The organism is Acetomicrobium sp. UBA5826 (genome assembly GCF_002433005.1).
Lineage (GTDB): Bacteria > Synergistota > Synergistia > Synergistales > Acetomicrobiaceae > Acetomicrobium.
Genome location: NZ_DJHF01000013.1, coordinates 25127 through 49236, shown reverse-complemented (window position 1 = coordinate 49236; position 24110 = coordinate 25127). Strand labels below are relative to the sequence as shown.

The window sequence follows — 24110 nt, the reverse complement described above, 5'->3', positions numbered from 1 at the left end:
ACGTTTTGCCTGTTATAATTGCAATCATATTTGTCGTGGGGTATTACCAATTTTTCTGTTAATTTCAATGCAAGGGCGTTTACTTTCCAATAAGAGAAATTTAAATTATGGTATAATATACAAATAATGAAATAATTTTCCACATGGAGGAATTTAAATGCCTGGCGTCGCAAACATACGGGTTTTAGAAAGAGCAGTAGATGTCATGAATTGTCTTGCTGAACTGGGGCAGCCTTCAAGTCTGTCGGAGATAGTGGGCAAGATATCGTTGCCAAAAACTACAGTTTTTAGAATTCTTAACACCCTTGAAGAACATTCGCTTGTCGTGCGCTGCAACGGGCAGTATGCCATAGGTCCTGCAGTGCTTTTTTGGGCCAGCGCCTACAAGGGACAAAATGTCTTGCTGGAGATAGCTAAACCCTACTTGGTGGAGCTTTGGGATTTTACCAGAGAGACAGTTCATTTGATATCCTTCGATGGGGAAGAAGCATATTACATCGAGAAGTTAGATACTCCCCATGCAGTGAGGATGCACTCCAGAATTGGTGCGCATCTGACTTTATATTGCACGGCAGCGGGCAAGGCGATTTTAGCTTCCTTGAGCAAAGAGGAGCTGGACGCCTATTTAAGGAAAACCCAGCTTATCTCAAAAACGCCCAATACTATAGTTGATCGTGGAAATCTAATGGCCGCATTGTCTAAAATCAGGCAGGAGGGCTTTGCAAAGGATTTGCAGGAAAACGAAGAGGGGATTTGTTGCGTCGGAGCGGCCATATTGCAGAATGGCAGGCCCGTAGGCGCCATAAGCGTTTCCGCTCCGGCTTATAGGTTCCAAGAAGAAAAGATGCTAGAAGCGGGAAGAAAGGTTCAGGAAATTGCCGCCAAGATATCTGAGGCACTAAATTCTTTGCCTGGAATGTAGCAGTAGAAGGTGAATACAATGTCTATATTGCAAATAACTTCCAAAGATAACGTTGCAGTTGCTGTAAAAGAACTTAAAACGGGCGATGTCGTAACAATTGGCGGACAGTTTTTGACGTTGATAAGCGATGTGCCCGTAGGACATAAGGTCGCTTTAAAGGATATAAAATCCGGAGAAAAGGTGGTAAAGTACGGATTCTCCATTGGAAGGGCAATTGTTGAGATTCGAGCAGGGGAGCATGTCCATGCCCATAATGTGAAAACCAATCTGGAAGGCTTGGAGGAATATTCATACGAACCAAAGAATTATCTGACTTGTCCCGATTCTTCGATAATGCGGAAATTCAAGGGATTTATGCGTAAAAACGGTTTGGTGGGCATAAGAAACGAGATTTGGATAGTGCCGACAGTGGGATGCATAAACGAAATTGGGGATCTGGTAATTAAAAAAGCCAAATCAATGCTCGACGGTAAATCTTTCCCGTTCACGATCGATGGTTTTAACGTCATGGCTCACCCCTTTGGCTGCTCGCAACTCGGAGGAGATCTGGAAAAGACCCAAAAAATACTTGCCGGAATAGTAAAACATCCAAATGCGGCCGGGGTATTGGTTTTAGGGTTGGGATGTGAAAATAACACACTCGATTCTTTTGTCGCGCATCTTGGCGATTTCGATAGGGAGAGAGTTCGTTTTCTTATTGCGCAGGAAGTGGATGACGAAATAGAAGTGGGAGCAAAAATAATATGCGAGCTGGCAGAAAATGCATCTTCTGACAGGAGAGAAGATGTTCCCATTTCGTCGCTGTCGGTTGGCCTTAAATGCGGAGGATCTGACGGATTTTCGGGCATAACAGCCAATCCGCTGCTTGGGGCTTTCTCGGATTTCCTAGTATGCGCAGGAGGCAGTTCTGTCCTGACGGAAGTGCCTGAGATGTTCGGGGCTGAGAGGCTGTTAATGGAAAGGGCCGAAAATGAAGAAGTATTTGAGAAAATCGTCAAGCTTATCAATGGGTTCAAGGAATATTTTATATCCCACGGACAACCCGTATATGAAAACCCGTCTCCCGGAAATAAGGCCGGCGGAATAACGACTTTAGAGGAAAAGTCCCTTGGCTGTGTTCAAAAGGGCGGTAGAGCACCAGTAGTAGACGTCTTGCCATATGGATGTCAAATCACGAAGAAGGGGTTGTCTCTGTTGGAAGGACCTGGCAATGACCTAGTTTCATCAACTGCTCTGGGAGCCGCGGGTTGTAACATGGTTCTTTTTTCGACAGGCAGAGGTACGCCTTTCGGCACATTTGTGCCTACCGTAAAAGTATCCACCAACAGCGATCTCTATCGCAGAAAAGGAAATTGGATAGATTTTAACGCAGGAAGTTTGCTCGAAGGAGAGCCAATGGAGAGGCTTTTAGATAAATTTATTCAAAAGATAATAGACGTGGCCAGCGGAGAAAAGACGAAAAGCGAAGAAAACGGATTTAGACAGATAGCCATCTGGAAAGATGGGGTTATGTTATAATATAAAAAATGATTAATTTTTTGAAATTACGACAAAAACGGGAGAGAATCTCTCCCGTTTTGTTAGTTGTCGTAGATTACACTCCTAACAGTTTCTACGGCACCTTTGTTTAAAAGATCGTGCAAATAGAGCGATATTTTGTCGACTATTTCCGGCACTTTTAACAAGTCTTTGGCTCCAAGCTTTGGATGGGAGAGAGCCTTCTTTACGATAGATCTGCATTGTCTTATGCCAAAAGAGGCATCAGGAGCGTCCCAAATGCTTTTCATGAATTCGAGTATTTCCTTATCATCTCTAATGGGATATTCTTCGCCGTTATCACGAGTACCGTAGAAATATTTACCGTCAGTCCTGGTGATCTTATAAAACCTCAGATAGCCTGCGACGGACAAAAGCAAACGGTTCGGAAGTTTTCCGGTGGTTGAATAAAAATCCACAAGGCTTGGTATTATGCGAACAGCCAGCTTGCTCGTTGAATTTAAAGTTATGTCCAGCAAGGAGTGCTTAATGTAGGGATTTTTGAATCTTTCTAGCACTTCTTTTGCGAATGCCGATATTTCTGGTTTATTGCCGGGAACGGTTGGAACTACCTCCTCAAAAAGGAGGTCTTTCAAGTATGAACCGATAATTGGATGCTCGACCATTTCTTTTACATAATTTAATCCTGCAGCATAAGCTAAAGTGACAGTGGATGTGTGTCCTCCGTTTAGAATGCGAACCTTTCTGGTTCGATAAGGTGTTATGTCCTCTGTGAAGATCACGTTGAGGCCTGCCTCATGTAGCGGGAATATGTCTTTTACAAAGCTGGGTCCTTCTATTACCCATAAGTGAAACAACTCCGAAACCACGAGGTTGTTGTCGACATATCCCAACCTCTTTGCCAGCTCTTCGATCTCATCCCGCGGATATCCCGTTACAATTCGATCGACTAAGGAGCAGCAAAATGTGCACTCTTTGTCCACCCAGTCGATAAATTCTTTTTCTAGGTCGAATATATGGCATAATTTTATAACACATTCCTTTAAAGCATCACCGTTACGGTCAATGAGCTCGCAGGGAATGAATATCAGTTTACCTTTATCTTTGCCCAATGTCTTATAGCGTTCGTAAAGAAGTCTGGTTACTTTGGCTGGGAAGGAGTGAGGAGGGTTGTCGTCGAAACGATCATCAGGCGATATGGCAATTCCAGCTTCAGTCGTGTTGGAGACGACTATTTTGATGTTTGGGTCCTTTGCCGCTTCAAGCACCTCGTCCCATTGCCCGTGTGCCTTGAGCGCTTTGTCGATGCTTCCTACGATTCTGATCTCTTCTTTAGGTTGTCCTTGATGCATGCCTCGGGCTATATGGGTGAAAATGCCGTCTGAAGCGTTAATTGCATCGGCTCTGCCTTCGAGAGTCGATTGAATAGCTATGATTCGTCCTCCAAATATATTCTCGTTGTTTGCTATCTGTATGAACGAGTCTACAAAAGCTTTTAAAAAATTGCCTGTGCCGAACTGTAAAACCTTTGGTACAAGATCAAGAGTTTTCTTCTTTGGTAAGTCTACCTCGCTCGATGCCACGTTATTGAGAGTATCGCGCTTAAGTTTTATCATTAATATGTTTCCTCCTACATTATACATTATACTTACTATTATCCCATCAATAAATTGGGAATATATATACTTATAAACGGCACAAATGTGACTAATAAAAGAACCGCAATCATTGCAATATAAAAAGGCAACATAGCAAACGTTGCTTTTTCGATGGAGATCTTACCGATAGCGCAACCAACGAACAAAGCCGATCCCACTGGAGGAGTGCAAAGTCCAATTCCCAAGTTAAGTATCATCATGATTCCGAACTGCACGGGATTCATACCTAGTGTATTAACGACTACAGGATATAAAATGGGTGTTGTAATTAAAATAAGAGGAGCCATATCCATGATACACCCCAATATCAGCAACAAAGCGTTGATGAGCAGTAGCAGTAGAATTGGGTTTGCCGTTATATCCAAAAGAGAGGCCGTTACAAGGGCAGGGATCTTGAGATATGCCAATAGCCAACCAAAGGCTTTTGCAGCAGCAATGAGACTCATGACCATGGCCAATGTTCTAAGTGACGAATACAAAATTTTATTCATTCTTGACAAAGGAATTTCTTTGTAGACGAAAAATGTTATAAAAAAGGCATACACACATGCAATGGCTGCTGATTCCGTTGCTGTGAAAACTCCTGATATTACGCCGCCGATGATTATAACTGCAGTAAATATTCCTAAGGAGGCATCCTTGATTATGACTTTAGCTTCTTTGAGAGAGTAAGTTCCTCCTTTGGGATAATTGCGCTTGACGGCCATAATGTAGCTAATGATCATCAGTGATATTCCCAACAAAACTCCGGGGACGAATCCTCCAAGAAATAATCTGCCAACGGAAACTCCTCCTGCTGCTAAAGAGAAAATTATCATATTGTGGCTTGGGGGAATAATAACCCCTTGACATGCGCTAGTGACTGTAACGGCAACGGAATAATCTGAATCGTAACCCTGTTTTTTCATCATGGGGATGAGTATTGCGCCTATAGAGGAAACGTCGGCTACTGCTGAGCCGGAGATTCCACCAAAGAACATGCTGGCCAATACGTTGACTAAAGCTAGCCCGCCGCGAAACCTTCCGACAATAAGATTTGCAAATTCAATCAATCGTCGAGAAATTCCTCCTTCCCCCATGATCTCGCCCGCTATGATAAAAAAGGGTATTGCCATCAGGGAGAATGAGTTAACGCCTTGGACCATTTGTTGGACTATGGCCATGAGCGGAATTTTGAGATACAAGGCGGTAAAGATGGAAGAAGCTGCCAAGGCAAATGTTATTGGAATTCTTATGAAGAGCATAAAAATAAAAGATCCTATTAAAATCCATGTCGCAATAGTTGGGTCCGCCATTAATTCTACACCTCTCGATGCCTGTATAATCTTAAAAAATCAATTATAATGTTAAATATGATTAACATTCCTGATAATATAAGAGGAAAATAAAGTACCGCTGCAGGAAGGTTCGAAGCGGGGAGAATAGAACGACTAGTAACTTCTACAAGTTTTATTCCGTAGTAGATCATTGTATATCCGACAATAAAAATTATAATATTAGAAGAAATAATAAAAAATTTATAGAATTTTCGTATAATACTAGCAGGTAATAAATTCATCTTGATGTGCAACTTTTCTTTTACACCATGTGCTAATGCTATGAACGTAAACCAAACGACGCAAACTAGCGAGATTTCTTCTGCCCAGCGAATTCCCGAGTTTAGAACATATCGCATAAAGACGTTTGTAGACACGATTATTACCATTGCTAATAGCAATAATTTAGCAATAATTATCAATATATGATCAACAGAATCAAATATTCTATTGAGTATATTCATTTACAAACAAGACCTCCCAATTGATCGTCCAAACCAAACTATGTTCCCAGGAACCTCTTAGGTATCAGCCTAAGAGGTTCCTGGATTATTATTACCTTATTATAAGGTTATGCTTATTTCACGCTTCTGACTTGTTCTGCGATTTCTTTTAATTCAGGGCTGAGAGCATCGTACATTGGTTGAACTGCTTTCTGAAATTCTGCCAATGATTCCGGGGTCAGTTCCGTGTAGATACTTCCAGCGCTTTTAGTCTTCTCTTCAGAGTCCTTTTCGAATTCTTTCCAGAGTTTGATTTGATAGGGCATGGAGTCCTTTGCTGCTTGTCGGATGATCTCCTGATCTTCTTTTGACAACTTATCCCAAGATAATTTGCTTGCAATGATTATTTCGGGAATTCTGCTGTGACCATCGAGGGTGATATATTTAGCAACCTCGTAATGGCTGGTTGAATAATAGCTCGGCAGGTTATTTTCTGCACCGTCGATTACGCCAGTCTGCAAGGCGCTGTAGACTTCGCCGAAGGGCATGGGTGTTGGCACTGCGCCCAGACATGATACCAAGTCTGTCATCAATTTGCTTTCCTGAACTCTTATTTTCATGCCTTTTAAATCCGATACTGATTTGATTTCTTTTTTAGAGTTGTAAAAATGCCTTGTGCCTCCATCATACCAACCAAGGCCAACGAAGTTGTACTGTTCCAGAGATTTTAGGAAATTCTCGCCGATTGGTCCGGTTAATACTTTCCACATATGATCGTCGTCTCGATATAGATAAGGCATTTGAAGGGCAATTAGGTTTGAAGCAAAGGCGGAAAGAGGAGAAATGCTTGTGCGGTTAAAGTCTATTGCACCAAACTGCACTGCTTCGATGACAGCTTTTTCTTCCCCAAGTTGTGCGCTTGGATAAACCTCGATTTTAATTCGCCCATTTGTCCTTTCTTCGACTAAACGAGCAAATTCGTAGTCAGCTTTTGTCGTTGGGTAATCAGGAGCATGCGTTTCTGCCAGCCTCATAACGATCTGGGGTTGTGCTTGGGCCGGAACGTTAACAGAGAAGAGAAGCACCAAAACGGTAAACATAACACCTAAAGCAACAAACTTCCTCATACCAATCCCTCCCATTTTGTGATGGTTCTACTGCTATTTTATCAATATTATTATTTATTCTCGATGATATTAGGTTTTAAAATCCTTATACGTTATATGCTATTGTGCGCTTCGTGAAGTTGAAAATAATTCTTGGCATTGAAGTAACAAATGTCCTGCACTATCCCTCCGATGAGTTGGTAATCCTCAGGCAATTCTCCGCTCTCTATTCCTTTCCCCAAAATATTGCATAGTATTCTTCTAAAGTATTCATGCCTGGGGTAAGATAGGAAACTTCTCGAATCTGTGAGCATTCCTACGAAAGTGGATAGTACGCCGATGGCAGATAGAGCCTCTATTTGTTTCGTCATGCCATCTTTGTGGTCGTTGAACCACCATGCAGATCCCATTTGAATTTTGCCGGGAACACTACCATCTTGAAAACATCCGATGATAGATGCTATAAGTTCGTTGTCCCTTGGGTTTAAACAATAGATTATTGTTTTGCCAAGATGTCCGGATTGATCCAGTTTATCTAAAAGCCTGACCAGAGAGCGCCCTTGCTCGAAATCGCCAATGGAATCATATCCGCTATCAGGCCCAAGTATGGACATCATCCTGGTATTGTTATTTCGCATAGCGCCTAGGTGGAGCTGTTGAACCCAGCCCTGCTTGTAATCCATTGAAAGAAGTTCATAGAGCACGGCAGAGCGAAACTTCGAAAGCGCTTCTCCCTCTAGAGGAAGGCCTGACCTAACTTGGGCTAAGCCGCTATTGACTTCTCCCAGAGTCCAATCCTCAGAGTATGCCGTCTCTATACCATAATCGGATATGCGACATCCACTTTTATGGAAGAACTGGTGTCTCTGCCATAGAGATTCCATAAAATCGTCAAAAGAATTAATTGAATGACCTGTCAAGTCTTCTAAGGAATCTACAAAATTATTGAATTTTTGCGGAAGATGTGCATCTAGGGCGACGTCAGGTCTAAAACAGGGGAGCACAATAATATCGCATTTAGAATTGCGGATTTTATTATGATGCTCTAATGTTTCTGTTGGATAATTAGTGGTACATAAAGCGTCCATCTTGAATTTTTTCAAAATTGATTGCACTGAAAATTCGCTGCGAGGTAAAAGCTCATTACATTGTCGGTAGATATCCATTGCTGAAGAGGGATTTAAAAGCTCGTCTATCCCAAATATTCTCTTTAACTCAAGATGGGTCCAATGATAGAGGGGATTGCGAATAAGCTTGGGTACCACTGTGGCCCAGGCTTTAAATTTTTCTTCGTTTGAAGCGTCGCCGGTTATATATTTTTCGTTTATGCCACAGGTTCTCATGGCACGCCACTTATAATGATCTCCGCCTAACCACACATGGGTTATATTCTCAAATATTCGATCTGCCGCAATGTCGGACACTGGCAAATGACAGTGATAATCGATAATAGGCATAGGTTCTGCATATTCATGATAAAGTTTTTGCGCAGCCTTGGACTCCAACAAAAAGTTATCATCAATAAAAATTTTCTTTGTCATATCAATCTCCCATATATTTATTGAGTATATATTACTAGATAAATTAAAGGCAGTGATGTGTCACTGCCTTTAATTTATCTTTGAACCCTCCCGCTTACGTCTCCACCCATCAGGTTTAGCACATCTTCTTTGCTTACCCTATTGAAATCGCCGGGTATCGTGTGTTTAAGAGCTGAAGCGGCTACGGCAAATTCCAAAGCGTCCTTGGGATCTTTAAAATGTCTCAGTCCATAAATTAGGCCTGCACCGAAAGAATCTCCGCCGCCCACTCTATCTACGATATCCGTTATTTGATACTTGCGACTTACCATGAATGCGTCTTTGTTGGCTAAAATAGCAGACCAATTGTTGTGGTCTGCGCTTACGCTTTCTCGTAATGTTGTGGCAACATAACTGAGTTGAGGGTATAGATCGAATACCGTTTTTATTATTCCCTTGTAGCTTTCCGGGTCTAAGGCGCCTTTGGTTACGTCGATATGGGCATCTATTCCAAGCGCTAACTGGCAATCCTCTTCGTTGGCGATCATTACGTCGAGATATTTAGCCAACTCTCTCATGACCTCGGGTGCTTTTTTGCCCCACTTCCACAGCTTTTTTCTGTAGTTCAGGTCGCAAGATACAGTAATTCCCATGTCTTTTGCCTTTTTAACTGCCTCTAACGTTGCCAGGGCAGCCCCCTCGGAGACGGCAGGTGTAATTCCCGTTACATGAAACCAATCGGCATCCTCGAAGATAACGTCCCAGTCCAGATCTTCCGGTTTGATTTCAGAAAAGGAGGAATGGGCACGGTCGTAAATTACTTGCGATGGCCTAAAACAGGATCCCTTTTGTGCGTAGTATATTCCTACCCTTTCACCTTTGAACACTATGTGCGAAGTGTCGATCCCAAAGGAACGCAAATTCATAACGGCTGCTTTACCTATCGGATTGTTTGGCAGTGCCGTGACGAAGCTCGTATTTTCACCGTAATTTGCCAAAGAAACAGCTACATTGGCCTCGGCACCCCCAAAGGTGGCCTCCAAAATCGGGCTTTGGAGAAGTACTTCGTGGTCTGGAGGCGATAGACGAAGCATTAACTCGCCGAAAGTAATTATTCGCTTCATGACATATCTTCCTCTCTTGCAAAATTATTTAATATTTTTTCTGATTTCAGCAATTTTCTCCACGACATCTTTTGCAGTACGTCTGACTGCTTCATAGTCGCCTTCAACTCCGTTGGGTTTCGTTATGCCAGAACCCATACCAACTGCGTAAGCACCAGCCTTGAACCATTTGTCCAAATTATCGATGTTTACGCCTCCAGTAGGCATCATTTTTGCATAAGGTATGGGACCCAATACCGCTTTTATGAAGTCTGGGCCTAATACTTCTCCAGGGAATAACTTTACCACATCAATACCTAATTCCATAGCTCGCACTAATTCTGTTACAGTCCCTACGCCAGGCATGCATGGTATAGAGTAGCGATTGCAGAGTCTAATCAAATCTTCGTTGAGGTTAGGGGCAACTATATATTCTGCCCCCGCAAGTATACATTGACGTGCTGTTTCTGGATCCAGTACAGTTCCAGCTCCCAGTATAAGGCCCTTATGAGCATACTCTTTAGCCAAATCTTTCATGATATCGATAGCGTTTGGAACTGTCATTGTGATTTCAACCGCGGGTATACCTGCTTCAAATATAGCGTTGGCTAGCTTCAGACCTTCTTCGCCATTCCTTGCACGCACAATGGCCACTATGCCCTTTTCGTGAATCTTTTGAAGTATTTCGTATTTTTTGATAGACAATTTTTATTACTCCCCTCTATTGTGATGTGACTGTTATTGTCTTATTCCATAGTATGGTATATGAAACCTTATAATGAAACAATTTTATAATAAACCCGCATGAGGAGAATGTCAAGCATTTAAAAATTCCTGCAATTAGAATTCCTATTGTTCAATTAAAACTATAATAATCCATGCAACCAACGGAATCGTTGAGGGCTTGGCGGTAACATGCTTTTAATATGACATGTTAAATTTGCTTTTAATATCTTGTAATCCACTTGACTGCCGGATGCCTTTTATGTAGAAGCGGGTTGGGATTGTGAATGAAACTTTACTGAAACTACTAAAACATGGGGAATTTTTTTGAGACTAATAATATGTCATTTTTATTTCCCACGTTTTCTATGCCAATACAAAGTTAAATGCTATCATATTCTGAAGCACGTAAAAAGCAGGGGGTGTATGCTTTGCTTTGGAAGATTGGTATCGTCGGATTTGGGAACGTCGGACAAGGTTTAGCTCACATTTTGAATCGCAAGAAAGAGGTATTACAACAGCGTTACGACTTTGAATTTTCGGTGACCTTCATTGCAGACCCCGTTAGAGGTTCCCTATTTAATGAAGATGGATTGGATTTAGATGCTATATTAAAGGAAATGGCTCAAAAGGGGTCTTTGAAGAATAGACCGGAGTTTACATCTGAAGGGACTTTACAACTAATTGAAAGGGTAAAAACGGATATCGTCGTCGAAGCGACTATTACCAATCTAGAGTCAGGAGAGCCTGGGTTGTCGCACATGCGCAAGGCTCTTTCAGTCGGGTCACATGTCGTTACCTCAAATAAGGGCCCTATAGCCTTGGCTTTGGAAGAACTGGAAAACGTCGCCAAAGAAAACGGTGTTTGTTTGAGATATGAAGGTGTAGTTCTATCGGGTACGCCCTGCATAAATATGGTGTTGGAATGCATGAGCGGGTGCGATGTAAAGTCCGTAGCGGGTATTGTTAACGGTACGACAAACTATATATTGAGCAAAATGGAAGAGGGCTACGACTATCTTGAAGCTTTGATGGAAGCGCAAAAATTGGGATACGCCGAGGCAGATCCAACCTCCGATGTAGAAGGCTGGGATTCTGCAGTAAAAGCGACCATAATGGCGAAGTTATTTTTTGGGGCGAATATTAAAGTTACCGATATCGCACGACAGGGTATAACAAAGGTTACAAAAGAAGAAGTGATCGAGGCAAAAAAAGAAGGAGAGCGCATTAAATTAATTGCAGAGGTCAGAAAAGAGGGGAGCGAGATTTTGGCAAGCGTATCTCCCAAGTTCATTCCTGTGAGTCATGCTTTAGGTAACGTGATGGGTCCTACAAATGCACTGACAGTGGCTACAGATCACTTAGGGGAGGTGACTGTCATAGGTCCCGGGGCGGGAAGAATAGAAACAGGTCAGGCATTGTTGTCCGATATTTTAGCCATACACCGAACACGCCTTTGCTCGGTGCATTGAATTTATTTGGACACTATTTAAGTATTTTTACTCATAGGGGTATACTTTGGAATACCGAGGACTCGCATGGCATCCCTGTTATCATATGGACGTAGAATGAAAATTAAACAAATAACGGAGGTGTTAGGTCATGAAGAGACCTTGGGTTCCTGTTTTAGGTGCTTTGCTCGTATTGTTAATCGGTGGTTCTGCTTTTGCCTTTTATGGTTCCGGTCCTAGAAGTATGTGGGGTGCCGGTGGGGGAGGGTGGTGCCCTGGTCCTGCCTACATGTGGGGCGGTTACGACGGTGACGATGACTTTGGAGGACGAAAAGGATTGGGGAGATATCCATATAAATATGAAGTCCCGGCAGAGATAGCCCAGAAGATGCGCGATCTCGAGCGCACTCGATTAGAATTAAGAATGTTGTTTTTGGAGGATAAATTAGATCAAAAAAAGGCAACGGAGCTACATGAAAGGATTTTATCTCTGAGAACAGATGTCTCCCGATGGCAATTTGAGCAGTGGCTTAAGGGTATAGAGCAGCGACAAAGCGGTGCACCATCGAATAACCAATAAAATTAAATGAAACTTACACAAAAGGGTACTTGGATAATTTCTAAAACTAGGTTACTATATAGTTACAAGACAATTTTTGGGAGGCGTTTAGATGAGGGAGGGGTTACTGACGTTCAGGGTAATTTCCAACGCGCCCGAAGAGGTGGCGTTCAAGGGCGTCGGTAATGCCTCAGAGGAAAATAAAACCAATATGCTTGTGTCCGGAGAGGGTTGGGGTGTCCTGCCCTCTCCAATTTTTTTATCTTAAAGGAGGCGACTGAAGTGGAGGATTTGACGCTCAAGGAAAAATTGGGAGTAAACGAGGTTAGGGTGTCTGGTTATTTGCATTTTCTTAGCGGCGAATCGATAAAGGAAAACAGATGCGGAAGGTACTTTCAGTGTTCTCTGCGAAGGGATTTCATCGATATAAACGGAGAACCCAGGCATGACTATTTGCTTATGAGAACTTATGATCCTCAAATCGAAGAAACTTTATGCTCTCTCGAAGATGGCGCTCCTATTTACGTTGAGGGAGAGGCCCGCTCGTCTCTCGGCAGCGGAAAGATGTACATATTGATAAAAAGCGTGACGCTTCTTTCTTAAAAGGTGCTTCAAAAGGGCAAGCTTGAATTATAAAAGAGCTTGCCCTAAAATGGTTAATAGAATTTAGGTATTACTAATAATGTTAATATATACCTAAATAGAACTAGCCGGTGGAGATGACGAGATGAATACGACTACTGAGGAGAAAAGGAATTTTCGAATAACGGGAATGACTTGTGCGACATGCGCAATGATTGTCGAAAAGGCATTGAAAAAAGTAGAAGGGGTTAAGTTTGCCGCTGTTAATTTGGCAACTGAAACTGCATTTGTTCTGTTAGAGAAAGATGTTCCCCAGAGGGTTTTGGAAGAGGCAGTCGAAAGGGTAGGTTACGGTGTAACCTATGAATCTACAGAGGACTTTGAAGCTCGACGTTACAAGGCATCTAAACGAAACGTTATGTTCGCATGGTCTATAACGGTTCCTCTAATGTTATTAATGTTTTTACATATGACGGGATATCATATTTCGTGGTTTTTTTACGCTGAGACAATAGCCTCGGCATTAGTCATATTTATAGCAGGAAAACAAACAATAAGGGGGGCATGGATCGCTTTATCTCATTTTCATGCCAATATGGATGTTCTCGTTTTTTTAGGATCCCTCACTTCATTGATAACTGCTCTATTGGCCTCGGTCGGTTTATTTGAGACGTCTTTTGGAAGCATAGGGGCAATGATTATGTCAATTCATCTGACTGGACGCTTTATAGAATCCCGCCTGAGGGACAAAGCCTCCAAAGAAGTAAAGGCGTTACTGATGCTAAAGGCCCAGGAAGCAAGAGTTATCACTGACGATGGCAAGGAAATTTTAATGCCCATAGAAGCCGTAAAGCAGGGATTTTTGATAGCAGTTAAGCCGGGAGAGCGTATTCCTGCAGATGGTGAAGTTGCAGAAGGCGCCTCTTCAGTGGATGAAGCGATGATCACAGGCGAGCCAATGCCCGTTCTTAAAAAATCGGGCGATAAAGTTACCTCTGGCTCTCTTAACCTATCTAGTTTCCTCAAGGTTCGAGTTATTCAAGTCGGTGAAGATACCTTTCTTTCGCAGATGATATCGTTGATTCAGGAAGCTCAGGGTTCAAAGATTCCTATTCAGGCTCTTGCGGATAGGGTTACAAATGTCTTTGTTCCAATAGTGACTTTTCTTGCTCTGCTATCGGGTGTGCTATGGGCTTTTAACGTGGGTGAGTGGGGAGGCTTTTTAAGCCATGCTAAGCAATTTTTGCCCTGGGTTATCGAGTCCAGAGACCCTCTGTCGGTAGGAGTTTTTGCCTTTGTTACAACCATAGTGATCGCCTGTCCCTGTGCGCTTGGTTTAGCGATACCAATGGCTTTGATAACGGGAACGAACAAGGCTATGCGTCAGGGGCTCATAATAAGAAATGCAGAGGCCATACAAACTACAAAAGATGTAGGCGTCGTTATATTCGATAAGACTGGCACTCTTACTTTGGGATCACCCAAGGTTGTAGAGCACAACCTTACGGAAGAAGTGGCAAATATCGTTGGAAACCTGGAGTCCCTGTCCAATCACCCTTTAGGAAAAGCTATAGCTGAATTAAAGAAAGGCGATGTCGAGATAGATGATTTCGAAGAGATAGTTGGCGAAGGTGTTAGAGGCACGGTAAGGGGTCAGGCATACTTGGTCGGAAGACCGGAAAATCCTCAAAGATATCGTCAATTACTTGAGAAGGGCTACACAGTTGTCGAAGTAAAGAAGGATGGTTCTATATTGGGCTACATTGGGGTATTTGACCCAATAAGGGAAGATTCCTTTGAGGTTGTGCGTCGCCTTAAGAGCATGGGCATAGATCTCGTGTTAGCCACAGGCGATGGTGAAGGAACAGCAAAAGTCGTCGCAAGTGAATTAGGTATAAAGGACTTTTATTGGGGCATTCGTCCGGATGATAAGGTCGATATCGTAAGGCGCTATCAAGGAACGGGCAAAAAGGTTATGATGACAGGAGACGGCATGAACGATGCTGCTGCTTTGAAAGCTGCCGATGTAGGTGTGGCCATGGGGAGCGGCACAGATCTGGCCATAGACAGCGCAGACGTCGTAATATTAAAGGGTGGAGCGTCAAAGGTTGTGGATCTCATTGAGATATCGAAAGAAACCTTTAGTATAATTAGACAAAATTTGGCATGGGCTTTTGGATATAACGTCATAGCGATCCCTATGGCAATGTCTGCCTTGTTGCACCCGATTATTGCCGAAGGGGCTATGGCTTTGAGTTCTATATCAGTAATATTGAATTCGTTAAGGATAAAAAGTGTTTGAATGAAAGGAGTATCTCTATGACTGAGGAAAGGATTTCAGACATTCCCGATAGGGATGAAATACCGGAGGAATATAAGTGGCGACTGGAAGATCTCTATCCAAATTTAGAGGCTTGGGACGAAAGGTTACGTAACCTGGAAGTTAAGGTGGAAGAATTGCAAAGAGCTGGCAACGACATTGTTTCTTCAGCCAGATCGCTTTTAAATGCTCTTAAGCTCAGGGACGAAGTTGCGGAAGAGTTGGGAAGGCTTTATGCCTATGCTTCTTTTAAAAGTCACGAAGACGCCCGAGATACAAAGGCCCAATCGATGGCGCAGCGCGCTTCTTTGATATATCTGCGCTTTTCCGAGGCAGTATCCTCTTTTGTACCTAACATAATATCGCTGGATCTGGAGGGGGTTGAAAGGTATTTAACCGAGGAGCCGGGCCTTGATTTATACAGGGTTGAACTTGCCAGGATAATGCGCCTTAAAGGTCATATTCTTTCTGTTGAGGGGGAAAAAATTCTTGCCATGTCCGGAGATGTGGCAAGAGTTCCCGAAGATGTATTTTCCTTCTTAACAAATGCAGATATGGAGTTTCCGAAGATCAGGGACGAAGAAGGAACGGAGGTGGAACTGTCCGAGGAAAGGTATTCATATTTTTTACACAGCAGAGACAGGCGCTTGCGTCGCGATGCCTTCAAGGGACTTTTTTCAAGTTATAAAAAAGTAAAAAATACGCTTTCTTCCACCTATTTAGGAAGCTTAAAAAAGGACGTGTTTTATGCCAAAGCGAGGAATTACGACAGAACGCTAGAGGCCTCGCTTAATCCTGAGAACATCCCGACAATCGTTTATGAAAAAGCATTAGAAACGATAAACCAATGGCTGTCTCCTCTTCAGCAATATGTATTGTTTAAAAAAGAAGTATTAAGTCTGGATGAGATGCATTTTTACGACCTTTACGTTCCTCTTTTTCCGGAACCCAAGACGAGATACAGCTTTGATGAAGCAAAAAATATCGTCATAGAGGGCCTATCTCCTCTGGGCGAGGAGTATCGGAAAGCTCTTCTGGGAGCCTTCGAAAACAGGTGGTTGGATGTGTATGAAAACAGGGGCAAGAGGAGTGGGGCCTACTCTTGGGGCGTTTACGGAGTACATCCCTACGTGTTTTTAAATTTCAACGGGACCTTCAGGGACGTCTTCACCCTGGCTCACGAAATGGGACACGCAATGCATTCCCATTTTACTTTTAAAAACCAACCTTACGTATATTCCGGCGTCAGCATTTTTACGGCCGAGGTCGCTTCGACGACTAACGAAATATTATTGCTTGAGCACATGATTAAAGGAGCTAACAATAAAGCCGAAAAGGCCTATTTGATCAACTATGGATTGGAACAGGCGCGCACCACGGTCTACAGGCAATTGCTCTTTGCGGAATTTGAACTTCAAGTGCACGAAAGATTGGAGAGAGGTATTCCCTTGACAAATGAAGACTTTAGCTCCATATGGAGAGATTTGTATGAAAGGCACTACGGCGATACTTTATTTATAGATGAAGAATTGCCTTTGGAATGGGCCAGAATTCCGCACTTTTATAATGCCTATTATGTTTACCAATACGCCACCGGCTATTCGGCTGCCACTGCAATTGCTGCGAGCATATTGAAAGACGGAAAGCAGGCGGTGGATTGCTATTTGAAATTTCTTTCCTTGGGCGATTCCATGGATCCCGTTGACGCCTTGAAGGTAGCGGGAGTGGATATGACTTCACCTCAACCCTTGGAAATGACTTGTAAAAAATTTGAGGAAGATTTGAACACATTAAAAGAACTGATGCTAGAAGGATAAAAAAGAAGGAGGAGATTTATGGATGGCGCATTTCATATTGGATGTTCCGGATATGTCGTGTCAACATTGTGTTAAGCGAATTTCAAGGGCTTTAGAAGGTTTGGGTTTAACGGAATTTAAGGTGAACCTGGATAACAAGACGGTCGAAGCAAATACCGATGACATTGAAAGCGTCGTAGAAACTCTGGACGAAATCGGATATGAAGCCACGTTAAAAAATTAAGCGCTCTTCGTGTATTTGTCGGCTACGCAGGAAGCGGCGAAGGCATCCGGTTTTATGTGGGCCACGTAGCCGCTTCCTTTTACCATGCCGACAACCATATTTAATATCTCCCTCGTAAGACCCTTTTCTCCGACGTCGAGGTGTATCTCAAGTAATTGTCTATATTGTTCGCAAAGAATTATGTCTTGGGCAAGAAGTTGAAGTATTTCGCTTGCAAGCGTAAGGCTCATCGATGTTTCCGTTAAGATGCGTTCCTTAATGGAGTAGGGTTTTGAATCGTAGGTTTTTCTGTAAAAGTAAATTCCGCCTCGTCCGATTCTGTGAACCACTATTGCGGAAACGAAAAGCGTACTGTTGATCAAAAGCTGTGAATCGGTTCCAACTATTATCCGATAATTCCCCTCTTGAACCATAAAGTTGCACATTCGTTTGATCACTTGGTCGAGTTCGAGAGGACCGTAAGTAGGGCTAATGAACACCAAAGATCATCTCCTTCTTCGTCAAGGGTTAAATTCTATTATATTTTAGATCACATCATATTGCATCAGTCTTACAGATTCGCTACACTTTATACTTCAAATGACCGTTTTTTATGTTAATCTATTGACAGTTGGAGGTGAACTTTTATGAAATCATTGGCTTTTAAAATGGGCGACGATACCCTTCTTTGGGAGTGCCAGTATGACATAATAAATACGACAACTCGAGCGGGAGAAGCAAGACCCGTCGACGTAGAGCAAGCTTTGAATTCCCCAATAGAATCGCCTCGTTTGGAAGAACTTGCTGCCGGTTCCCGCAAGGTTGTCGTTTTAGTGCCCGATATCACACGAGCCTGGCAGGGAATAGACAGGATGTGCGTAGCCGTCAGAAAAAGGTTGAGCACGGCAGGCGTAGGTGAGGTAACTTGGCTTATAGCTACAGGCCAACATCGCAGGATGTCGAGTGATGAAGAAAGGGCAGTTTTAGGCGAAGCGAGAAAACCTCAAGACCATGTCCTGTGTCATCAATCCACCGAAAATTTAACGGATACCGGTAAGGTAACCAACCTCGGCACACCTATAGTGATACAAAAAGATGCCTATGAGGCAGATCTTTTGATCCTCTTGGGAGGTGTTTGCTATCATGATTTGGCTGGCTTTGCAGGGGGGAGAAAAATCATAATTCCAGGCATAAGTTCAAGAGAATCGATCCAGGCAAACCACCGTAACGGATTGATAGGAAATGAATTTAATGAAAAAGTTACCTGTGGCGAGCTCGATAAAAACCCTGTGGCTCTAGATATGGAAGAATATGCAAAGGTTGTTTTGAAGGACAAAAAATCATTTCTGTTAAACGTAATAACTGATGAGAGAGGAAAACCACATTCGTATGTAGCAGGGGATTTCTTGGAGGCCTGGAAAAAAGGAGTAAGAGAAGCTCAGGTTTTACAGACCATATGGGTGGATGAGCTTGCAGATGTAGCCTTTGTCTCATGTGGAGGTTATCCCTATGATTTAGAGCTCTACCAGGCGACAAAAGCGCTGACGGCTGTATATCATGGCATCAAAGAGGGGGGAGGCATAATTTTGGTCGCAGAACTCAGGGAAGGCATGGGCACCCCCATTTTCGATAGATTCATGAGGCTTGCAATGGGTAACTTAGCTGTAGCGATAGAGGAACTGAAGAAGGATTTTACAATTCCTGCTTATATAGCTACAAAAACGGTCTATGAGCTTCAAGGGCGAAGGTGTGCCTTGGTCACGAAAAACAAGAACGTTGCCTTTCCTGGACTAATAACAGACAATATAGAAGAAGCAGCAAATTACGTTTTAGGCGAGGCTTTTGCTGGAAGGGCTTTGTACATACCTACCGGGAATGCGGTTCACGTAGAGAAAATTAACAGGGAGGTGTGAAACGGTGTTATATATAGTTATCTTTTATATGGCGGTGCTTCTTTTAATAGGTTGGTGGGTTGGCAAGGTTTATGTCAAGGGGATGACTGACTTTTTGCTTGCTGGCAGAAGGCTCGGCATCATCCTTTGTGCTGCTACTCTTGCTGCAACGCATTTTGGAGGCGGTGCGGTCATGGGTGGCGGAGAGTATGGTTTCAGGTATGGGCTGTCCGGAGCATGGTATGGCGTTTCCTGCGGCATTGGATTAATTTTATTGGGTTTGGTCACGGCCAGGAAATTTCGCGATCTGGCCTTTTATACCGTCCCGGATTACCTGGAGAAGCGTTATGGTGGCAAGACTATTAGGGTTCTCGGTTCATTGCTTTCTATTGTTGCTTTAATAGGAATTTTAGCAGCACAGGTGCTTTCGGCTAGAGGAGCTTTGGGTATTTTAGGAATAACCGGAAATACCGGAGCAATACTGGCGACCCTTGTCTTCGTCATATACACCACTGCAGGGGGGATGTGGGCTGTAACTTTAACCGATTTAATACAGATGCTTCTTGGAGCTATCGGAGTTATAGTTGCAGCATCTGTAGTTTTAGGACATACCGGAGGTTTTGGAGGTCTGGAATCGCTTCTTCAGGCGAAAGCCGTTGGGCCGGAATATTTGAGCATATGGGGAATGGGAACCGCCAGCATCATGTGGTTGCTCGTCCCTACAGTGATGTACACTCTGATAGGCCAAGACTTTTACCAAAGGCTTTTTTCTGCTAAAAATGGGACAACAGCTAAAGGAGCTGCCCTGGTAGGCGGCATTGTTTTGGTAATAGTCAGCTTTTTCCCTGCCATTATGGGCATGGGTGCCAATGCTTTGGCAGATCTGGAAGATCCGGCGATGGCCGTACCCTGGATATTAAAGAACATGATGGGACCGTTGCTCGGCGGAGTGATCCTGGCTGCGCTGTTGGCTGCCATTATGTCGACGGCAGATTCGTTGTTATCTGCTGCCACATCTCATATTGTCAAGGACTTCTGGATTGAAATATTTCATGCTAGCGAAGCAGACCAAGAAAGGGAATTGCTTAAGATCTCCAGAATTTCGACGTTCGTCATTGGCATATTAGCCTTGGTCATAGCATTGATGGTGCCGGGTATCATAGATGCCCTGATTTATTCCTATACTATGTATACAGCAGGCGTCTTCGTTCCTGTCATTGGAGGATTTTTATGGAAAGGCGCCACTAAGGCGGGAGCCTTAGCTTCTTTGGTCGTAGGCTCGATCGTTGCTTTATGGGGAATAGTTGGCGGCGTTTCGCTATTTGGAGCCCCCGTAGAGATATTCGCTGCTCTAATTTCCCTTGTAGTTTTTGTAGTTGTTTCCCTGCTTACGAATAAATAGGGTGGGTAAAAAGTAAGAAAGTTTAATTTAATGTAGTAACTGTATACTTAAAGCCATTAAAGCCTCTATCAAAGGCTTTAATGGCTTTAAGTATGTAATTATAGTGTTTTATATCAACGTAGGCGGATTTTATTTCTTAACCGATCTATTCGTTTAGTTAGTTCAGCCATTTTTTCTTTTCTTATCGAAGATAAGAAAGGTCTATACCTAAGAAAATTATCCATAGCTTTTTCGGCCCAAAGCAGGGCTTCTTTTGCGTTCTTGAGTTGATGTTCATAGATTTTGGATATTTCAACGGCGACGTCGATCTTTTTGTATTCCATGTCATATAACTTTTTAAAGAGAGACAAAGCTTCGCAATGATCTCCCTGCCTCTTGTATTCAATTGCCAGCTTCCATATGGCGTTTTTTGCTGGTGGAGTTAGCGAGGAAGCCTTTTCCCATAAGCGGCTGGCCTTATTTAAGTCGTAGTTATACCAAGCATCTCCGGCCATATCGATTTCGTGTGGGTCGGTGCTCCTTCCGGAAAGGGTCAATGCCACTTTACTGAAGAGCATGCAAAGCGACAAAATATCCATCTCGTTGTGATAAAATACGCCACTTAATCCTGAAGCGTCTCCCGTTTTAAGAAATTGAGCATAAAGTTCAGGTATGAGAAATCCCGGGACATCCTCGGTTTTTCTGTCGATGCCAAGAATTTGTTTTTCCACATTGGATAATGTGCACGAGCCTATCCGCTTTTTCCAAAGTCTCCTTGCGAGGTGGAGTAGGTCTAAATGCCCTGTAGGTTCAATCGGTTCCATCCTTGATAGGATAAAGCGAGTGTTGATTAAGGGAAGATCGAAATTTTTGCCGTTATATGTCACGAAGGAAGGTTTGTAGGGAATTATTTCCATAAGCTTTTGGAGCCAGATTCCTTCGGCCCTTGGCGAGCACAAGAATAATTGACGAACGATAAATTGGTCTTGATCGAGCATGCCTATTCCTGCCAAAAAAGCGTAAGTGCCAGTCCCTCCAGAGAGCCCAGTTGTCTCCAAGTCAAAAAAGACCAACGGTTCCTTCGCTCCCCAATGGGAGAGGATCTGTAAGTGATTTTCCAACTCGCCCCGGTTTTTGTAAGGTAACATTTCATGCTTGCTCTCGCAAAAATATACGTCATCGTCCAAAAATTGTCCCGCGGGAAGGCCTTTTATAAAGGTTCTCTTCCTTTCTTCGTTCTTCCTCTTTGAGTTGTCTAGCAGAAATTTCATGTGTAACGGCATATAGTCGTTCATCTTATACCCTCTTGTGTGCTTAAAAGATTGAGCAAAGCGATGGTGGCATATTTTGCATTCATTGTTGCCCCTAAGGCGCCCGTACAGGCAGGACAGCCATTCTCGCAGGGACAATTATATATTGCCTCAGAGGCCGCATCTATTAGTTTTTTCTTTAAGGCAAAGGCTCCATCCGCTAAGCCAACTCCGCCAGGAACGTTGTCTGCAATATATATACTGGGTGTTTCAAAAAAGGGATCTCGAACCATGTGATGTACTCTTATATCGCCTCGATCGCACATTAAAAATAAAGGTGCGACAACTTTCATCAGATGGGAGACACCCAAAAGGCCAGAACTCAAGAAACTTTCATTTAATGAGTCTATAAATTCTTTTCCCAGTTTAAACCAACATGCGGTTGTGTGCATTTCTTCCTCGTCCATGTAAATTTGTCCGTATCCGACATTTTCGTGAGTCATGAGCTTGATCTTTTTGTAAACCGTAGGTCTAAAGCTCAATAAAACCTCGCCTAAACCCCAATGGCCGTCTTCTTTAAATATATCCAGAACCTGTAAACGCGTGGCAAGATCTGCATCTGTGTAATAGTCCACAGATACACGTTTCACATAGCAGCGCAAACCCTTAGTATCCAGTTCGGTGACCTGATAGCTTTTTCCGTCGTGAAAATATATCGCCTCAGGGTGGATCAGCATTGGCGCGCTTGGCCTGTCTACCTCTCCAATTACTTTAGGCTTATGTTTTTCAGTGATGTCGATGATCGTGTAATTATCGTTCGTCGCGCTTCTCAAAGAAATATCCTGTGCGGGAAAGGAATCGCTTTGCCAAAAATATCTTGATCCGGCTTTATGTAAGATGTCATATTGGGCAAGGTATTCGAGTGCCTCTTTTGGTTTCGTTGAACCAAAGGGTTCATCTTCAGAAAAGGGCAGCTCGAAAGCAGAACATTTTACGTGATTGACGTAAATGTATAAATTATTTGGATTGATCCTCGCCAACTCGGGCGATCCGCCAAAAAAGTAACTCGGTTTTGTGGCGATGAATTGGTCAAGAGGTCCGGAAGAGGCCACTACTATTGCCGCAGAATGTCCGAAACGTCTGCCGGCTCTGCCGATCTGTTGCCAAGCGGAAGAAATGCTGCCCGGATAGCCGTGTATTATGGCAAGAGAGAGGCTTCCTATATCAATACCAAGCTCCAGGGCGTTTGTGCTAACGACGCCCAAAATTTTTCCGCTCTTGAGATTTCTTTCGATCTTTCTTCGCTCCTTGGGCAAATATCCGCCACGATATCCACTGACGAGGTTTTCGTCTATGCGCAGCTTTTTGAGGCCTTCTCTGATATATGTCAACAAGAGTTCAACGTTTATCCTTGACCTGGTGAACACTATAGTGCTTATTCCATTGGCTATTGCCTGAGTTGCAATGTCTGCCGTTGCAGAAAGGGAAGACGCCCGTATCCCGAGCTCTTTGTTGATCAATGGAGGGTTGTAAATCATCACGTGTTTTTCTGCCCTCGGCGCCCCGTTTTCGACAATCAACTCAACAGGCTCCTCGATAAGCCCTTCGGCCAATTGCCCAGGATTCGAAATGGTAGCGGAACAGAAAATGAAGGTTGGGTGTGATCCGTAGAAAGCACAAATCCTTTTAAGTCGTCTTATCACGTTCGCCAGATGGGATCCGAAAATTCCTTTATATGTATGAAGTTCATCTATTACCACGTATTTTAAATTCTCAAAGAGCTTTATCCATTTGGTATGATGAGGCAAGATCGCTGTGTGCAGCATATCTGGATTTGTTATTACAACGTGACCCGCAGCCCTGATCCTCGATCTCTCGTTTGGAGGAGTATCTCCATCATATGTATAGGTCGCTATAGAAACATCGATTCCCTCTGTTATCGCGTTAATCTCAGCTAATTGATCTTGACTTAAAGCCTTTGTTGGAAATATGTAAAGAGCTCTTGAAGATTGGTCCTGTAGAATGGAATGTATTACCGGGATGTTGTAACATAATGTCTTTCCGGAGGCAGTTGGGGTGACGACAACTAGGTGCTTATTGGCCATTGCAAGGTCGATAGCCTTTGTTTGGTGTGTATATAGTTTCTCTATGCCTAGTTTTTTTAAGGATTCAGAAAGTCTGGGGTCGATTTTCGGCCACGGACCAAATTTTGCCTCTTGTGCGGGGATCTTTTCATAGGCAGCGATTTCCCCGGGAAGAATTTGAAGTGATTTTAAAAATTCCGTTAAATCTTTCTTGTGCATGAGCGCTTCCAAGCTTATACACCTCCGATTAAAGTTTAGCATTAGATGGAGGATCGGTAATTTAT

The 24110-nt window shown here is 43.1% G+C and carries 21 protein-coding genes; 11 read left to right on the top strand and 10 right to left on the bottom strand.

The window, feature by feature from the left end; genetic code table 11:
• Window positions 1-157: 157 nt before the first annotated feature.
• Window positions 158-922: an IclR family transcriptional regulator gene (locus tag B3N34_RS03545; protein ID WP_286975013.1), complete on the top strand. Its 765-nt coding sequence runs from the start codon at window positions 158-160 to the stop codon at window positions 920-922.
• Window positions 923-940: 18 nt separating this feature from the next.
• A complete protein-coding gene (locus B3N34_RS03540) occupies window positions 941-2440 on the top strand; it encodes a UxaA family hydrolase (protein ID WP_286975011.1) in 1500 nt (499 codons plus the stop codon).
• 62 nt (window positions 2441-2502) lie between these two features.
• On the opposite strand, the gene B3N34_RS03535 is transcribed toward B3N34_RS03540, so the two are convergent.
• The 7 genes from B3N34_RS03535 to B3N34_RS03510 form a co-directional block, all read right to left on the bottom strand.
• A complete protein-coding gene (locus tag B3N34_RS03535) occupies window positions 2503-4035 on the bottom strand; it encodes a tagaturonate reductase (RefSeq protein WP_286975009.1) in 1533 nt (510 codons plus the stop codon).
• 38 nt (window positions 4036-4073) lie between these two features.
• Window positions 4074-5372 carry a TRAP transporter large permease gene (locus tag B3N34_RS03530; RefSeq protein WP_286975007.1) on the bottom strand — a complete coding sequence of 433 codons (1299 nt, stop codon included), beginning with the start codon at window positions 5370-5372 and terminating at the stop codon, window positions 4074-4076.
• A gap of 5 nt (window positions 5373-5377) precedes the next feature.
• Window positions 5378-5782, bottom strand: coding sequence for a TRAP transporter small permease (locus B3N34_RS09840; RefSeq protein ID WP_414632101.1), 405 nt, complete (start codon window positions 5780-5782; stop codon window positions 5378-5380).
• 188 nt (window positions 5783-5970) lie between these two features.
• Window positions 5971-6963, bottom strand: coding sequence for a TRAP transporter substrate-binding protein (locus B3N34_RS03525; RefSeq protein ID WP_286975005.1), 993 nt, complete (start codon window positions 6961-6963; stop codon window positions 5971-5973).
• Window positions 6964-7055: 92 nt separating this feature from the next.
• Window positions 7056-8483 carry a glucuronate isomerase gene (gene uxaC / locus B3N34_RS03520; RefSeq protein WP_286975003.1) on the bottom strand — a complete coding sequence of 476 codons (1428 nt, stop codon included), beginning with the start codon at window positions 8481-8483 and terminating at the stop codon, window positions 7056-7058.
• Between the two features lie 74 nt (window positions 8484-8557).
• Window positions 8558-9586: a sugar kinase gene (locus B3N34_RS03515; protein ID WP_286975001.1), complete on the bottom strand. Its 1029-nt coding sequence runs from the start codon at window positions 9584-9586 to the stop codon at window positions 8558-8560.
• 24 nt (window positions 9587-9610) lie between these two features.
• Window positions 9611-10270, bottom strand: coding sequence for a bifunctional 2-keto-4-hydroxyglutarate aldolase/2-keto-3-deoxy-6-phosphogluconate aldolase (locus B3N34_RS03510; RefSeq protein ID WP_286975000.1), 660 nt, complete (start codon window positions 10268-10270; stop codon window positions 9611-9613).
• 440 nt (window positions 10271-10710) lie between these two features.
• Between B3N34_RS03510 and B3N34_RS03505 the strand changes: the two genes are divergently transcribed.
• The 7 genes from B3N34_RS03505 to B3N34_RS03475 all read left to right on the top strand — a co-directional run bounded on the left by B3N34_RS03505 (window position 10711) and on the right by B3N34_RS03475 (window position 17240).
• Window positions 10711-11760, top strand: coding sequence for a homoserine dehydrogenase (locus tag B3N34_RS03505; RefSeq protein WP_286974998.1), 1050 nt, complete (start codon window positions 10711-10713; stop codon window positions 11758-11760).
• A 130-nt stretch (window positions 11761-11890) separates the two neighbouring features.
• Window positions 11891-12319, top strand: coding sequence for a hypothetical protein (locus B3N34_RS03500; protein WP_286974996.1), 429 nt, complete (start codon window positions 11891-11893; stop codon window positions 12317-12319).
• A 91-nt stretch (window positions 12320-12410) separates the two neighbouring features.
• Window positions 12411-12566 (top strand): hypothetical protein, encoded by a 156-nt coding sequence (locus tag B3N34_RS03495; RefSeq protein WP_286974994.1) that lies wholly within the window; start codon window positions 12411-12413, stop codon window positions 12564-12566.
• A gap of 14 nt (window positions 12567-12580) precedes the next feature.
• Entirely contained in the window at window positions 12581-12901 is a 321-nt protein-coding gene (locus B3N34_RS03490) for a hypothetical protein (RefSeq protein WP_040348841.1), read from the top strand.
• 124 nt (window positions 12902-13025) lie between these two features.
• Complete coding sequence (locus B3N34_RS03485; RefSeq protein WP_286974993.1) at window positions 13026-15182, top strand: heavy metal translocating P-type ATPase; 2157 nt, start codon at window positions 13026-13028, stop codon at window positions 15180-15182.
• A 17-nt stretch (window positions 15183-15199) separates the two neighbouring features.
• A complete protein-coding gene (pepF, locus tag B3N34_RS03480; RefSeq protein ID WP_286974992.1) occupies window positions 15200-17017 on the top strand; it encodes an oligoendopeptidase F in 1818 nt (605 codons plus the stop codon).
• Window positions 17018-17039: 22 nt separating this feature from the next.
• Entirely contained in the window at window positions 17040-17240 is a 201-nt protein-coding gene (locus tag B3N34_RS03475; protein WP_213697206.1) for a heavy-metal-associated domain-containing protein, read from the top strand.
• Here B3N34_RS03475 and B3N34_RS03470 read toward each other — a convergent pair.
• The gene (locus tag B3N34_RS03470) at window positions 17237-17719 is read right to left on the bottom strand and encodes a ribonuclease H-like YkuK family protein (protein ID WP_213697205.1); all 483 of its coding nucleotides are present in this window, start codon (window positions 17717-17719) and stop codon (window positions 17237-17239) included. The two genes, B3N34_RS03475 and B3N34_RS03470, sit on opposite strands and share 4 nt — an antisense overlap.
• A 147-nt stretch (window positions 17720-17866) precedes the next feature.
• On the opposite strand from B3N34_RS03470, the gene larA reads away from it, so the two are divergent.
• Together larA and B3N34_RS03460 are read left to right on the top strand one after the other, a co-directional pair.
• Window positions 17867-19132, top strand: coding sequence for a nickel-dependent lactate racemase (gene larA / locus B3N34_RS03465; RefSeq protein WP_286974991.1), 1266 nt, complete (start codon window positions 17867-17869; stop codon window positions 19130-19132).
• 4 nt (window positions 19133-19136) lie between these two features.
• Window positions 19137-20513 carry a sodium:solute symporter family protein gene (locus B3N34_RS03460; RefSeq protein ID WP_286974989.1) on the top strand — a complete coding sequence of 459 codons (1377 nt, stop codon included), beginning with the start codon at window positions 19137-19139 and terminating at the stop codon, window positions 20511-20513.
• 113 nt (window positions 20514-20626) lie between these two features.
• On the opposite strand, the gene B3N34_RS03455 is transcribed toward B3N34_RS03460, so the two are convergent.
• Both B3N34_RS03455 and B3N34_RS03450 read right to left on the bottom strand, forming a co-directional pair.
• Window positions 20627-21787 (bottom strand): ribonuclease H-like domain-containing protein, encoded by a 1161-nt coding sequence (locus B3N34_RS03455; protein ID WP_286974987.1) that lies wholly within the window; start codon window positions 21785-21787, stop codon window positions 20627-20629.
• Entirely contained in the window at window positions 21784-24057 is a 2274-nt protein-coding gene (locus B3N34_RS03450) for a DEAD/DEAH box helicase (RefSeq protein WP_286974985.1), read from the bottom strand. Before B3N34_RS03450 ends, B3N34_RS03455 begins: the two co-directional genes overlap by 4 nt.
• Window positions 24058-24110: the final 53 nt, after the last annotated feature.